Raw genomic sequence first — 14,398 nt, 5'->3', positions numbered from 1 at the left:
CTCAGTTCTCTGATCGGTTTTTCTGGAGGACGACCGGCTGGCCGTCCTTCGGGAAGGGCAGCGAGTGATGGTCGAGGCGCGGGACATAGCCCGGGTCGATGTCCCAGTGGTAGGTCCGCAGCAGGCGATGCAGGATTGATTTGATTTCGAGGCCGGCGAAGTAGAGGCCGATGCACTTGTGCACGCCGCCGCCGAACGGCTCCCAGGCGAAGCGGTGTGAGCGGTCCTCGCGACGCTCGGGTGCGAACCGCTCCGGATCGAAGGCGGTGGGGTTGGTCCAGTACTGATCCATCAGGTGGGTGAACTGGATGCCGAGCGCGCACATCGTGCCGGCCGGGATGCGCACGCCCTGCACGACCGTGTCCTTGACGGTGTAGCGGACCAGCACCGGAACCGGCGCGCGAAGCCGCAACGCCTCGCGCATGACCAGGTCGATCGAGACGAGTGATTCCAGCTCGGCGCGTTCCGGTGCCGGTCCCAGCGTGAGGGCCTCGGCCCGGCAGCGGTCCTGCCACGCGGGATGCTGGCCGAGGTACTGCAGGATCGTCGAGGTCGTGATGGTCGACGTGTCGTGCGCCGCCATCATCAGGAAGATCATGTGGTTGATGACGTCGTCGTCGGAGAACCGCTCGCCGTCCTCGGTCTCGATGTGGCAGAGCACCGAGAAGATGTCGTCGCTCGCGCTGGCCCGCTTCGCCGGCAGATAACCGCGCAGGAAGTTCTCCAGTACCCGGCGAGCGCGGTACGCCCGGCCCCAGCGGGTGAACGGCACGTCGGCCCGGACGATGCCGGCGGCGGCCTGCACGCAGGTGATGAACGCTTTGTTGACCCGGGCCATCCCGGCGTCGCTGGTGTCCCGGGCGCCGCCCATGAACAGGTCCGCGGCGATGTCGAGGGTGAGCTGCTTGATCCGCCAGTGTGCCCGGAACCGTTTGCCGGCCTCCCAGCTCGCCATGCCGTGCTCGATCGCCGGGTGCAGCCGGCGGGTGTATCCGTCCAGCCGGTGCTGGGTGAACGCCTCCTGCATGATCCGCCGGTGGCTCAGATGGTCGTCGAAATCGATGAGCATCAGGCCCCGGTGGAAGAACGGGCCGACCAGCTGTGACCAGGCCGGCCCGTTGGCGAACGCCTTGTCCCTGTTCTGTAGCGCCTCACCGCAGGCGTCCGGGCCGAGCAGCATGACGGTGTGCTTGCCGAGCATGTACGCCGGAGCGACCGGACCGTAGTGCTCCCAGTGGCGACGGTAGAGCCCGATCGGATCTCGCTGGTATTCGAGGAGCAGGCCGAGCCAGGGCAGACCGCGGTCCTCGGGGCGCAGCGGGGCTACGTGTTGTGGTACCCGAGCGTCGGCCGCCATGGCTCACCTCGAAAGAGCGTCCTCGTATCGACCAGCGTGATTCGCCGGGGATGCTCTGTCAATGTCGGCGCTTTCTTTATGAGCTGCGGGCTTTATGAGCTGCGGGTGACTGCCGCGTCGGCGAGCGTGAGCAGCACGGAGCGGGCGGTCTCGTCGATCGTGGCGGTGTCGAGCGCCGACCGGGAACGGTCCAGCAGGTCGGCGATCATCTGTTCGGCGGCGGCCAGCGCGCCGGTGTCCACGATGATGGTGCGCAGGATGTCGATGTCGGCGGGGCCGGGCGGTTCCCCGCTGAGCAGGGTCTCCACGACATCGCGCTGCCGGGCGTCGCCGTGTTGCAGGGCGAGCGCGATCAAGACGGTGCGTTTGCCTTCGCGCAGGTCGTCGCCGGCGGGCTTGCCGGTCGTGGCGGGGTCGCCGAACACACCGAGAACGTCGTCGCGCAGCTGGAAGGCCTCCCCGAGAGCCAGGCCGAACCGGGAGAGCCGGGCGAGCAGCTGGTCGTCGGCGCCGGCAAGGCTCGCACCGAGCAGCAGCGGGTGCTCGACGGTGTACTTGGCGCTCTTGTAATGCGTGACGCGGCGGGCCCGGTGCAGCGCGTCGTGCGGGCGGCTACCGCCGATCGCCTGTTCCAGCAGGTCCAGGTACTGCCCGCCCATGAGCTGGGTGCGCATCGGGTTGAAGACGGCCCGGCCGCGGGCCAGTGACCGCGGGGGCAGGCCACTGCCGGTGTAGAGCTCGTCGCTCCAGGTCAGGCACAGATCGCCGGCGAGGATGGCCGCGGAGACGCCGAAGTGCCCGGCATCCTTCTCCCAGCCGTTGCCGTGATGCAGGGCGGCGAACCGGCGATGCATCGAGGGCGCGCCGCGCCGGGTGTCGGAGGCATCCATGACGTCGTCATGGATCAGCGCTGCGGCCTGCAGGAACTCCAGCGCGGTGGCCGCGGTGACGATGGCCGCGTCGTCATCGGCACCGGTGGCGCGCCACGCCCAGTAACAGAAGGCGGCTCGCAGACGTTTCCCGCCGTTCATCAGGTCCGTGACGTAGTGCACCAGCGGGGCGCAGTCGGCGCTCACGTCGGCGAGCAGCTCGGTCTGCACGGCCAGGAAACCGTGGACGGTGCGGTGAACCCGGCCGCGCAGGTCCGCCACGTCCAGCGGTGAATCCGTACGCGCGGGGTGGCGCGATGTCACACTCACGAGCGGGTACGGGGGGACAGGTCCCGGCGACGACCGTCGGCAACTATCTCTCTGATCATGATTCTTTATTATCAAGATTTCTCGTCAGGATGCTAGTCCTGCGGGAGGCGGCAATTGTCACGGCGCACTCTGGCGGATCGCGAGGTCAGAGGCTCGCGATCAGGGTCGTGACGAGGCGGTCGACGTCGGCCGGTGTGACGTGCAGGTGCGGCGACACCCGGATCGCGTCGCCACGGCGCGCCACGAAACAGTTCGCCTTCTTGAGAGCGGCGGCGACCTGGTCGGTCGCGCCTTCGGGTACGCGTACGCCGAGCACATGTGGCCCGTGCAGCTCGGCGACGGTGACGTCGAGCCCGGCGGCCGAGATCCGCGCCGCGATGTCGCCGGTGATCGTGGCAAGGGTGCCGGCGATGCGGGACGGACCCCAGGCCAGGACCTGTTCCAGAGCTGCCACGGCCATCGGGGTCAGCTCGAACAGTGTGCGGGCGCCCTGGTCGTACCGTCGCGCGCCCGGAAGGTAGTCGTCGCGGTAGTCCACGAGCCCGGCGAAGTCGTCCGAGCCGGCTCGGACGATCCAGTTCTCCTCCAGGGGCCGGCCGTCGCGGTGCTCCTCGGCGACCCAGAGATACCCGCGGCCGAACGGCCCCAGCAGCCACTTGTATCCGACCGAGACCACGAAGTCGGGGCGCAGCGCGGCGACGTCGAGCGGCATCACGCCCAGGGACTGGCTCGCGTCGATCACCAGCCGAGAACCAGCCGCATGGGTACGCGCGGCGACCTGCTCGATATCGATCAGCCCGCCGTCGGTCCAGTGGACGTTGGGCACCGAGACGATCGCGATCCGGTCGTCGATCTCCGCCAGGATCGCGTCGGTCCAGGTCTGCCCGGGTGATCGGGTCACGGTGCGAATGCTCGCGCCGGAGCGTTCAGCCAGGCGGCGCCAGGTGTAGACGCCGGACGGGTATTCGTCGGCCAGGACCAGGATCTGCTGCCGTTCCGTGATGCTGAGGTTGGCCGCGGCGACGGCGAATCCGTAACTGGTCGCCGGAACCAGCGCGATGCCCTCGGCGCTGCTGTCCTCAGTGCCTTGCTCTTCGCCGTTGTTGCCGGCCTTGCCGCTGCCGAAGAGTCGTCCGGCCAGCGACCGAAGTCTCTCCGCCCCGGCGAACCAGTCATCCTCGCCGATCTCCCACGGGCGGGCTCGCTGCCGCAGCGCCGCCTCGCCGGCCGCGCGAACCGCGTGGAGGACCGGTGACAGGCTGGCCGCGTTGAAGTACGCGATCTCGTCCGGCACCTCGAACAGGTCTCGCTGGGAATCCCACTCAACGGCCACACCGGAGCCTACCGCGTTGAGCGACTATTGATTTTGCGCGTTCTGCTGGGATTGGGCGAAATCCCAGTCGTAGCGGCGGCCGGCCGGCTCGTCGTCGCGCCACGTGATTTCCCAGGTCCGATCGGCATTCTGGGAACACGCCATCAATTGACCGTACTCATTGCGCTCTTTCAGGGTCGGCTTTTCGTCGCCCGCCGGAAAACGGAATGTCACGGTGAAGCTGGTGAAAGCGGATGGTCGTCCGTTGGGGCTCTGCAATCGATCGTCCCAGCCGAGCGAGTCGAAGCCGCGCTCGCGGAATGGTCGCCAGAGGCCCTTGGGGTGGTACTCGACGCGCCATTCGCTCCTTGAGGAGATCGGTGGATCGAAGACCAGCCAGATCTTGAGTTTGTTGATCTGTTCCCGTAACGGGATGAGGGTGATCTTGCCGTCGTTGCGATGCGCGGTGAGGCAGATCGACTCCAGGCTGGCGATCTGCTCGCTGTGTACCGGCACGATGGGACGCATCGTCCGGTTCGTCACCAGCGGTTTCGCCGTTGTCACTCGCCGTTCGACGATGAGGTCCGCGTTGTCGTTCTCGCCGATGCCGACGGTCACCTCAAGGGTTTCGGCGAACAGCGGCCGTTCCCGATCACTGATCCGCTCGATCGCTTCCAGGCAATTCTGCAGGGTGGCTCGCGCGGATTTCACGCGAAGAGCCTCGTCGGCCAGCTGGCCGCGTAACTCCTTGACCTTCTGGACGAAGTAGAACTGCCAAACCTTGATCACGAGGTACAGCAGGCCGGTGACGAGGACCGCGACCAGCAGAGCCCGAAGGATCCGGGTCGAGAAGTCGCTGAGCTGGGCGACGTCCGCCGCCACCGCGAGCACTGCCAGCGAGAACACCGCTGCTGCTGCGACCGGTTTTCTCCAGCGGGCCGGCCCGGAGGGTTCGGGCGGCGTCGGTGACATTCCACCAATGATGCCCAGGTGACCAAGGGAAGCAAATACTCTACCGGGTGAACCGTCACTGTCGAGTGCTGATTGTGCGGCGCGGAGCGGTTCGTGCTTAATTGGCGTGTCAGGTTCGGGGCGGTGGGCGGAAACCTTCCGATACCCCTTGCCCGGATGCTGCGACATCTGCATTCTACGGAGAGCTACATAGTGCTCTGTCGATCACTTAGGGGATCATCATGCCGATCCACTCGTCGGTGAGACTCGCGCTCTCCCGGCCTCGGCCGAAAGGTCCCCACGCCAGCCCAGGGGGCTCGGAATCGACCGGTGAGGGCGGAAACATGTCATCGAGGCTGGCCGCGGTCATCGGCCCGAACGGCCTGCTCGCTGCCGCGCTGCTGTTGTCGGCGGCCCTGGTGGGGCTGGTGACGGCATTGGTGGGAATCGCCGTGGTCGCGTTCACCTAGACGGGTGCTCAGGAAAAGCTTCCGCCTTCGCCGGTCAGCGGACTGATGCGACAAACGGGCGAGGCGATCGTACGAATCATGATTTCCCCTGGTCGGCTAGGCGTTTGCTCCGCCCGTTGAAGAGCGGATCAACACCACCATACGGTGGCGCCGAATCCTTCAACGGTCGTCCGCACAATTGGGTGACTGTCCCCGACACGCAAGATTGACGAGTTGCCACCCGGGGCCGCCGGTGCGACCGGCATCGACTTTGGTCTGGCAGAAATAGACCGACGGCAGCAGCGGCCGGCGGCGGGGAAGCGCGAGTGTGTGAGGCACGCGTTTCCCGGCCGGAAGGACGAACAGGTGGACAAGCGATGGCGTCGCTGGTTGGCGGTGGCCGCCCTGCTGGTGCTGGCGCCGTGGACGGCCGAGTGTTCCTGGGGCGGATTCACCGTCGGCGACTATCCGGTGGTGATCCTTTTCCTGGGGCCGCTCTACGGTGGCGCCGCGGTGCTGATTCGCGAGGCGGCACGTCGTTCCGGTGGTGGCTGGCCGGTCATCGTGCTGCTCGCGGCGGCGTTCGGGGTGGTGCAGGCAGCGCTGGTGGATCAGTCGTTGTTCAACCCCGGGTTTCTCGATGACACCGAGTTCGCCGGCATGGGATCGACGGCGACCGACATCCCGATGTTCGGGTTCAGCGCTGAGGAGGCCTTCAACTATGTGGGCAACCATGTCCTGTTGAGCATCTGCGCCCCGATCATGCTGGTGGAGTCGGCGCAGCGCGAGTCGTGGCGGCATCGTCCGTGGCTGGGCCGGTGGGGACTGCTGGGTTTCGGCGTGCTCTACCTGCTGGGCAGCTTGATGATCTTCTCGGACAGTGAGGACGGGCGGAAAGGCTTCGTGCTCGCCCCCGAGCAGGCGTGGCTAGCCGTGAGCGTGGTGATCGGGCTGGTCGCGGTGGCGATGCTGCCCCGGTGGCGGCGCACGACGCAGCGACGTGAAGGATTCGTCCCGCATCCGCTGCTGTGGGGGCTGTTGCTGCTCGCCCTCCAGCTGGGTCTGTGGTTCTTCACCGGCTGGCCCCTGGTCGGCGCGAGCATCGTGGCAGCCGGGACGGCCGTGGCGCTGGCGGTGACCTGGTCGCGCCGCGCCGGTTGGGACCAGCGGCACGTCGTGACCGGCTGGTCGGCCGGTCTGCTCGCCGCGGCGGCCGGTGCGTTCTTCGCTCCCGCGTACCGGCCGGCGTCGGCGCTGATGGCGCTGGTCAGCGACCTGACGGTCGTCGCGGTGGTGATGGCGCTGGTGATCGGGGCGTACCTTCTCGCCGCCCGGTGGGCGGAAGATCGTCAGGTGGGAAAGACTGGCAGCACCATCGGACGAACTCAGGAGTGACGTGCCCCGCATCGCTGTGACCGGCGGCAGTGGCAAACTCGGCCGCGCCGTCGTGAAAGAACTGCTCCAGCATGGGTTCGAGGTGCACAACCTCGACCTGGCGCCGCCCAGGGAGAGCCTCGCCCCGTACACCCGGGTTGAACTGACCGATTACGGTCAGGTGCTCGGCGCGCTGACCGGTGTCGACGATCGGTACAGCAGTGTGGACGCGGTCGTGCACCTGGCCGCGATTCCCGGACCGGGCATGGCGCCGAACGCGACCACGTTCGCCAACAACATCACCTCCAGCTACAACGTGTTCGCCGCGGCCCGGACGGCCGGCATCAAACGCGTCGTGTGGGCATCCAGCGAGACCCTGCTCGGCCTGCCGTTCGACAGCCCGCCGCCGTACCTGCCGGTCGACGAGGAGTACGCGGCCCGGCCGGAGACGTCGTACTCACTGGCCAAGCATCTCGACGAGCAGATGGCCGCCCAGTTCTGCCGGTGGGATCCCGAGCTCACGATGACCGGTCTGCGGTTCTCCAACGTGATGGAGCCGGGTGACTACGCCGCCTTCCCCGGTTTCGACGCCGACCCGAGGCAGCGGATCTGGAACCTGTGGGGGTACATCGACGCCCGCGACGGGGCGCAGGCCGTGCGGCTCGCACTCGGGTACGACCAGCCCGGCCTGGAGGTCTTCGTGATCGCGAACGCTGACACGGTGATGAGCCGCCGGACCGCGGACCTGGCCGCCGAGTACTTCCCGGACGTGCCCGTCACCCGCGAGCTGGGTGAGCACGAGACACTGCTCTCCATCGAGAAAGCTCGACGGCTGCTCGGTTACACCCCGGAGCACAGCTGGCGGTCGCCCGCAGCCACCGGCGATAGCTGAGGCCGCACCCGCCGGGAAATGCCGCGGCCCCACCCGCCGGGGAAGGCTGGGGCCGTGGCCGCCGGGAAAAGGTGAGGCCGCGGCCGCTGGGGAAAGGTGAGGCCGCGGCCGCTGGGTGCGGGCCGCGGCCTGGAGCCGGTGCTGGGCTGGTGCTGGTGTCAGCCGCGGGAGCGCGGCAGGCAGCACTTCTTGTACTTGAGGCCGGAGCCGCACCAGCAGGCGCCGTTGCGCTCCGGGGGCCAGGAGATCTGGCCGCCGCCGTGGCGCTTGATCACCAGGTCGGTCTGGCCGGCGCCGGCGCGGCGGACCAGCTCGCGCTCCAGGCGGGCGCGGTGCCCGTCCCAGGTGCCGCCGTTCTTCTCGGCCTCGTCGGCAGGCAGGGCTTCGAAGTCGGCCTGCGGCCAGAACACCAGGTCACCGGTGGCTGAGGCCGCGGTCGTGGCGGTCGAGGCGTTGGTGAGCCGGGTCTCGAGGCGCTCGGCGAGGTTGTCGTGCGCGTCGTGCGAGAGGCCGATCGCGTGGCGGATGCGGTGCCGCTGCTGCAGCAGGAAGAACAGCGTCCCCGCGTCCTCCGCGTCGGACGGCTCGCCGGCGCCGCGCTCGGCGAGGGCCTCTTTCACCGCCTCGGTCAGCCACTGCTCGGCGATCCGGTGGCGGCCGCCGACGGCCAGGGCCGCGCTGACGTACGCCGCCGCGTCCGGTTCCTTGGTGAGCAGCGGGCGCAGCGGCTCGAGCTCGGCGGTCGCCTCGTCCTCGCGGCCGGCCCGGAACAGCAGCCGGGCGCGGACGGCGCGGGCCGCGGAGACCTGGGCGTCGTCCCTTTTTCCGTACGATTCAAGGGCCTTGTCCACGTATCGCAGGGCCGCTTCGAGCTTGTTGCGGCTCTCCGCGATCTCGGCGGCGAGGGTGAGGGCGAGCCCCGCGTCCTCCGGGTCGGCCAGTTTGCCGTCCTCGGCGGCGCTCGACAGCTCGGCGGCGACGCCGAGCGGGTCGGCGGCACCAAGGACGGTTTCCCGGAGCTCAGTAAGGTCTGCGCTGGTCAGATTCGCTTTCAACGACACGTCCCTGACCGTACTCTTTGCGCGGTTCCATCGCTGTTGATCTGGGTCTCACTTTCCCCGGTTCACCAGGGGATGACGCCCTCGTCGTTGTAGAAGGCGCCGGTCGGTCCGTCGTCGGGCAGCGTCGCGAGCCGGATCGCGGTGGCCGCGGCCTCCTGCGGGGACCGCCCCTGGAAGCCGGTGAAGTCGGTGGCGACCAGGCCCGGGCAGGCCGCGTTGATCAGGATGTTCGTGCCGGCCAGCTGCCGAGCATAGTGCACGGTGACAGCGTTGAGGTACGACTTCGTCGGCGAGTAGGCGGCCATGATCGGGCCGACCTCGACGGCCGGGTCCGACTGCCAGGTCAGCGAGCCGACGCTGCTGGAGATGTTGACGATGCGCGGCGACGCCGACCGGCGCAGCAGCGGCAGCATCGTATTGATCACCCGGATCACGCCGTAGACGTTGACGTCCACGACCTCGCGGACGACGTCGAGGTCGAGGGTGGTCGGGTCCTGGGCCCAGCCCGGGCCGGTCGGCCCGGAGATGCCGGCGTTGTTGACGAGAACGTCCAGCTCGGTGATCAACGTTGCGGCCTCGGCGACGCTGCGGTCGCTGGTGACGTCGAGCGGCACCGCGAACGCGTCGATCCCGCTCTCCCGCAGCCTCTTCACGGCCGCCTCGCCGCGGGCGGCGTCGCGGGCGCCGATCGCTACGCGGTAGCCCTTCGCGCCCAGTCCGGCCGCGATCTCGTATCCCAGTCCCTTGTTCGCGCCGGTGACCAGCGCGGTCTTGATGTCGCTCATGACGCCGATCGTGGCTCGGCGGACCGTGCTGCCGTTACACCGTTGCGGTGGGCTGTGATACCCGGCGGGTATCGTGCTGGGCGTGGACCTGCTCGAGACCCGCGAGCTCCGGTACTTCGTGACCGTCGCCGAGGAACTGCACTTCAGCCGCGCGGCTGAACGCCTCGGCATCGCCCAGCCGCCGCTGTCCCGGGCGATCCAGCAGCTCGAACGGCGCCTCGGCGTCACCCTGCTCGACCGGGACCGCCGCGGGGTGGCGCTCACCGACGCCGGCCAGGTGCTCCTGGAGGAGGCCCGCGCGGTTCTCGACGGTGCGGCGGCGGCCGCTCGGCGTACCCGGCGGGCCGCGTCGTCCACCGGCCGCCTGACGCTGGCGACGAAAGCCGGCGCCAACCACGAACTGTTGCAGCGGCTCCTGGATGCGCACGGCGCCGAGGTCGAGGTGCTGCTCTGCGGCATGGGCGAGCAGGCGCTGATGCTGCGCGACGGCCGCGCCGACGTGGCGTTGATGCAGCGGCCGTTCGACGCCCTGGCCGGGTTCGACACCGAGGATCTGCTGACCGAGCGGCAGGTCGCGATCGTGCCCGCCGCGCATCCCCTCGCCGCCCGCTCGTCACTGACGATGGCCGAGGTCGCCGCCGTGCCGGATCTGCCGGTGGCACGCTGGCCGGGCCAGGACGGTGTCTACGAGCCCGGCCCGGGTCCGGAGATTCACGACCTGTCCCAGCTGGCGCAGCTGATCGCTCTCGGTCACACGTCGGCGGTCCTGTGTGCTTCGTCGCGGACGTGGCTGTGGAGCGCCCACGCGGCGATCCCGCTGGTCGACGCCCCGCGGGTCACGACGGTGCTGGCCTGGCCGCCGCACAGCCGTTCGCGGCTGCTCGCCGATCTGGTCCGCACCGCGGGTCAGCTCGATAGGCCTGAGGCCGGCTGACTTCTCGGAGGCCGGCTCTTGGAGCGACGTTGTCGCTCGGAGGCCGGCCTTTGGAGCGACGGTGTCGCAAAGCCTCACACCCACTGCGGGCGTGGTCACACCCACAGTGGGTGTGAGGCCTTGAAGTCTGTGTCAGCGGGGGCCGGGAGGCGGCAGTCGGTGTTTGTCACGCCGGGGCCCGATCACAGGCAGGCGTCGAGGTCGGCGAAGAGGTCGGCGGGGACGTTATGCCCTAGTTGCTGCCAATAGCGGCGGCCGAGCGCCCACGTCGCGGTGAGGGCTGCGGCGAGGGAGTCCGGGTCGGCGGTTGCCGTCGTGCGGTGGATGGCGTGCACGACCTCGGAGGGGAGGTCGGACTCGGCGTTGCGGGACGGTGTGAGCCAGTGCTGGGTGCGGTTCTCGGCGAGGCGGGCCATCCACAGCAGGTGCCGCTGAGTGTGCGCCAGGGCATCGACGGCACGTAGCAACTCGCCGCGCTGGGTCACGTGATGGGCGAGCAGCAGCCAGTTGGCGAACCGGCCGCAGAGCTCGTCGATCTCGGCGGGAGTGGTGGGCAGCGCAGCCTGCGCGGGCAGCGAGTCGAGGGCTTCGCGGAGGGCGCCGGTGCGGTCGAGCACGATCATCCGGTCGGTGGGGCCGCTGCGGGCGGGCCATGTGCGTACCGAAGGGATGTTTTGCTCGGTGGTGAAGTGGAATTCGCCGCGCAGCAGGCGGGGGAAGAACACCACGTGGGTGCCGAACTCGTTGACGACCGTGTGCTGGATCGTGCCGATCTGGTCCAGCCAGGCGCGTTCGTCCAGGGTGGCCTCGGCGCCGGCGAAGAGCCAGAACTCGATGTCGCTGTGGCGGTCCGCCTCACCGTTGACGAACGAGCCGTAGACGAGGGCGGCGACGAGGCGCTCGTCGGTGCGGCAGAGGTCCTTGACCCGGGTGATCAGGTGTTCCTGTGCGAGCAATGCTTCCTCCATGAGCGGTGTTCAGCGCCGGGTGCTGGTGCTGTCGGCGCCGGGGGCGCGTTTGCTGGGGATGTCGGACAGCAGTTCCTGGCCGCGGCGGTCCACCAGGGTGGTGACCGCGTGCTGGGCCACGCCGAGCACGATCGCGTAGGCCAGGATCTAACCCGGGGTGTCGAGGTTGTCCAGGCCGGGCACGAACCGGCCGTGTCCTGCATATGAAAGGGGAGGCGCCGGATCGGGTGTGGATACGGGTTTACGCGATCGGGGCAGCGGCGCCGACGCAGACGAAACCGGCCGCTGCTGCCGCGGCGGTGCCGTCCTCGCCGGCCACGCGTTTCTGGATCTCGGCGAGGGCGTTCGGGACCGCCACGCCGGTCAGCAGGAGCTCGTGCAGGGCGATCATCATGGGCCGGGTCTGCACGTCGGGCACCGGTACGACGGAGGCGACGATCTGCCGGGCGCCGCGGGACAGCAGAGTGGCGCTGATGCCCAGCACCTCGTCGCCCGCGTGCACGACCGTGCGGCCGGTGTCGCAGGCCGCCAGGATCACCGTGGCGGGTACCCGGTCGAGGCGTTCCATGTCGTACACGGTGAGCGGGCCGTCGCTGAGCATCAGCGACGAGAACAGCGGGTTGCTCGGCTGGACCCGGCCATGCGCGGCGATGTGCGCCAGGCTCGCGCCGTTCATGGCCCGGGTCACTGCGCCCACGGTGGCCTCGGCGCCGGTGATCGGCTGGGTGCCGTGCAGAGCGGCCAGCGATTCCGCTTCGGCGACGGCGCCCGGCAGGCCGTATCCGACGATGACCCGTCGCCCGGTAGGCGCACTGATATCACCGGCAAATCGGATATGTCGCCCGGCATTGTCGAGCGCTTGATCGCGGTCGCCGGCCGGTGGCGCTATGGAGTGGCTCTCGCCGGCCGGGCCAGGGCCGGTGGCGGCTCGGTGCCACAGCGTTGCCGACGGTGCTACCGACACCGGGCGGCCCGCGCAGGACGGCAGGACCGACCAGGGCAGCGACTGCAGCGGGCCGGTCGGGATGACCACCAGCGCACGGTCGCCGAGCTCGGCGGCGACCGGGCCGAGCAGCATGTCGTCCAGGGCGGTCGCCGCCGCCCTGAGCAGCCTCGCCGCGGCTTCCCGGCTGGCCGGGCGCGCCGTCGGGTGACTCAGCCGGCGCAGGGTGAACGTGACCTGGTCGACCAGGTGCCCGGCGGCGGCCACCGGCGCCACGGCCCGCAGGACGCATCGGCCGCCGGAGACGGCGAGGACGTACAGCATGCCGTCGTGGGCGAGGAACTCCAGCAGGGCGGAGTCGCCCAGCGTACCGGCCAGGCCGGGCAAGCCGACCGGTTCGATGCCGTCGGCGGCGACGTCCTGGCGCTGCATCCGGCAGTAGTCGCGGATCCAGCGTTCCAGGGTGATCTGTCGCTGCACCAGGCGGGTGACGTTGCGCCCGGCGAGGTGCCCGGACCGGATCTGGGCGGCGGTGGCGCGTAGCTCGGCGACCGCGTCGGCCACGATCGGGTCCTCCGGCGGGCGGGCCGGGCTCAGCAGCAGGTGGCTGGCACGGCCGCGCTCGGCCCACCGGAATACCCGATCGGGGCGGCGCTCGTCCATCGCGATGTGCAGGCCCAGCTCGACCAGTTCGAGGCGGTGCCCGGACGCGTGGGCGCGCAGGTCGGTGGCGCCGAGGGTGGCGCGGTGCTCGTCGAGGATGCGCAGGCCGGCGCGGACCGCCGCGGTGGCGCCGCGCCGGTTGTCGTCGAGCAGGCGGAGCTGGGCTTCGGCGTACCAGCCGCGGGCGCGCAGCACGGCGGTGCCACGCCGGCGCAGGGCGGCGCCGGGGCGCAGCAGGCGGTGGCTGCGATCGTGGTGGCCGCGTTCCCGTGCCAGCCGGGCGGCCAGCAGCCGGGCTTCCAGGGCCACGGCCGGCCAGCCCGCTGCCTCCAGGGCGGGAATGAGTTGCTCGACCTCGTTCAGGCGTACCGCCGGTGGGTGGCCCAGTGCCGCGCGGCAGGACAGGACCATCAGCCGGGCGGCGGTGGACCACTGGCGGCGGCCCTGCCGGGCGAACTCGCGGCCGGCGAGCCGCGCCTGCGTCAGGGCCGTGGTGGTGTCGCCGTCCAGGACCGCGGCCCGGGCCAGGACCAGGCGTACCTCGGGGATGTCGCTGCGGCGGTGTTCAGCCTCGAACGCCGTGATCGCCTGTTCGGCGGCTTCCCGGGCTTCGGCGGTCAGGCGTACCGACAGCAGCAGCCGGCTGCGGTCGGCCAGTAACGGGCCGGTTTTGAAGTTCAGCTCGGGGACCAGGTTTTCGGCCTGGCCGAGGTGGTGCAGGGCGGCCGGCACGTCGCCGCGCAGGGCGTGCACCTCGGCGAGGTTCTGGTGCACGAAGGCGGCGAACATCTTCAGTTCCAGGCGGGCGCTGAGGTCCATGGCCTCGTCCAGGTCGGCCTGGGCGGCGGCGAAGTCCTGCCGGTGGCCCTGCAGCAGGCCGCGGTTGAGCAGCACCCGCAGCGTCCACAGGTGATCGTCGCCTTTGCGGAGCGCGGGCAGGGAGCTGCGATAGCTGGCCAGGGCGTCGTCGAAGCGGCCGAGCTGGTGCATGATCGCGCCGCGCTGGGCCTCGGCGCGGGCGTGCGGCACCCCGGTCAGGTCGAGCAGGGCGGTGTCGATCTCGCGCAGTGCCGCCCGGGAACGGCCGCGCCGGTTGAGGACGAACGCGAGGGTCATGCGGGCTTCGGCGGCGAGCAGTGCGGAGCCGGCGCGGCCCGCCCACCGGATCGCCGAGCGCAGGTGCCGCAACGCGACGTCGAGGTCGGCGACGTGCATCGCGGCGAGGCCGATGGCGCGTTCGGCGACGGCCGCGGCTTCCGGGTTTCGCTCGGCGCGGGCCGTACGCAGGACGGCCGCACCCAGGGACGCGGCGCGCTGCGGCTCGGAGTCCGCCAGGCGCAGAGCTTCCCGGGCATCCAATATGGTCGATTCGGCCATAAACTTGTGGTCCAGCGCAGTCTGCGGAAATGGGCCCGGCGGTAAACGTATCCATGATGGCCCGGGCGCCTCTGAGTGATGAGCCTAAACCGTACGGGAAGAGGTCGGCCATGCCAGGGAGCAACCGTCCGGA

12 protein-coding genes are annotated in these 14,398 nt (G+C 69.9%); 4 read left to right on the top strand and 8 right to left on the bottom strand.

Translation table 11 applies throughout. The features are described from left to right. Window position 1: 1 nt before the first annotated feature. The 4 genes from B0I29_RS31900 to B0I29_RS31885 all read right to left on the bottom strand — a co-directional run bounded on the left by B0I29_RS31900 (window position 2) and on the right by B0I29_RS31885 (window position 5,008). On the bottom strand, window positions 2–1,357 hold the full coding sequence (locus tag B0I29_RS31900) for a cytochrome P450 (RefSeq protein WP_111652814.1): 1,356 nt from the start codon (window positions 1,355–1,357) through the stop codon (window positions 2–4). Between the two features lie 92 nt (window positions 1,358–1,449). Further along, window positions 1,450–2,556 carry a polyprenyl synthetase family protein gene (locus B0I29_RS31895; RefSeq protein ID WP_375790647.1) on the bottom strand — a complete coding sequence of 369 codons (1,107 nt, stop codon included), beginning with the start codon at window positions 2,554–2,556 and terminating at the stop codon, window positions 1,450–1,452. Between the two features lie 145 nt (window positions 2,557–2,701). Then, on the bottom strand, window positions 2,702–3,889 hold the full coding sequence (locus B0I29_RS31890) for an aminotransferase class V-fold PLP-dependent enzyme (protein ID WP_111652813.1): 1,188 nt from the start codon (window positions 3,887–3,889) through the stop codon (window positions 2,702–2,704). Between the two features lie 24 nt (window positions 3,890–3,913). After that, complete coding sequence (locus B0I29_RS31885) at window positions 3,914–5,008, bottom strand: hypothetical protein (protein ID WP_245972871.1); 1,095 nt, start codon at window positions 5,006–5,008, stop codon at window positions 3,914–3,916. 155 nt (window positions 5,009–5,163) lie between these two features. Here B0I29_RS31885 and B0I29_RS47570 point away from each other — a divergent pair, with 155 nt between their 5' ends. From B0I29_RS47570 to B0I29_RS31875, 3 genes are all read left to right on the top strand, one after another. Continuing rightward, window positions 5,164–5,289, top strand: a complete 126-nt coding sequence (locus tag B0I29_RS47570; RefSeq protein ID WP_260330041.1) for a hypothetical protein — start codon at window positions 5,164–5,166, stop codon at window positions 5,287–5,289. Between the two features lie 345 nt (window positions 5,290–5,634). Then, window positions 5,635–6,663, top strand: a complete 1,029-nt coding sequence (locus B0I29_RS31880) for a hypothetical protein (RefSeq protein ID WP_146616946.1) — start codon at window positions 5,635–5,637, stop codon at window positions 6,661–6,663. Between the two features lies 1 nt (window position 6,664). Beyond that, entirely contained in the window at window positions 6,665–7,534 is an 870-nt protein-coding gene (locus B0I29_RS31875) for an NAD-dependent epimerase/dehydratase family protein (RefSeq protein ID WP_111652810.1), read from the top strand. A 158-nt stretch (window positions 7,535–7,692) separates the two neighbouring features. Here B0I29_RS31875 and B0I29_RS31870 read toward each other — a convergent pair whose 3' ends face one another. Both B0I29_RS31870 and B0I29_RS31865 read right to left on the bottom strand, forming a co-directional pair. Then, window positions 7,693–8,595: an SEC-C domain-containing protein gene (locus B0I29_RS31870; protein ID WP_111652809.1), complete on the bottom strand. Its 903-nt coding sequence runs from the start codon at window positions 8,593–8,595 to the stop codon at window positions 7,693–7,695. Between the two features lie 62 nt (window positions 8,596–8,657). After that, window positions 8,658–9,380: an SDR family NAD(P)-dependent oxidoreductase gene (locus tag B0I29_RS31865; protein WP_111652808.1), complete on the bottom strand. Its 723-nt coding sequence runs from the start codon at window positions 9,378–9,380 to the stop codon at window positions 8,658–8,660. Between the two features lie 82 nt (window positions 9,381–9,462). On the opposite strand from B0I29_RS31865, the gene B0I29_RS31860 reads away from it, so the two are divergent. Further along, window positions 9,463–10,314 (top strand): LysR family transcriptional regulator, encoded by an 852-nt coding sequence (locus B0I29_RS31860; RefSeq protein WP_111652917.1) that lies wholly within the window; start codon window positions 9,463–9,465, stop codon window positions 10,312–10,314. Between the two features lie 182 nt (window positions 10,315–10,496). Here the strand turns inward: B0I29_RS31860 and B0I29_RS31855 are convergent, their stop codons facing one another. Together B0I29_RS31855 and B0I29_RS31850 are read right to left on the bottom strand one after the other, a co-directional pair. Next, entirely contained in the window at window positions 10,497–11,282 is a 786-nt protein-coding gene (locus B0I29_RS31855) for a nucleotidyltransferase domain-containing protein (protein ID WP_111652807.1), read from the bottom strand. A 241-nt stretch (window positions 11,283–11,523) separates the two neighbouring features. After that, window positions 11,524–14,265, bottom strand: a complete 2,742-nt coding sequence (locus tag B0I29_RS31850; protein ID WP_111652806.1) for a CHAT domain-containing protein — start codon at window positions 14,263–14,265, stop codon at window positions 11,524–11,526. Between the last annotated feature and the right edge of the window lie 133 nt (window positions 14,266–14,398).

It is taken from the genome of Actinoplanes lutulentus (assembly GCF_003259845.1).
Classification (GTDB): domain Bacteria; phylum Actinomycetota; class Actinomycetes; order Mycobacteriales; family Micromonosporaceae; genus Actinoplanes; species Actinoplanes lutulentus.
This window is presented reverse-complemented; position numbering and strand designations above follow the sequence as displayed.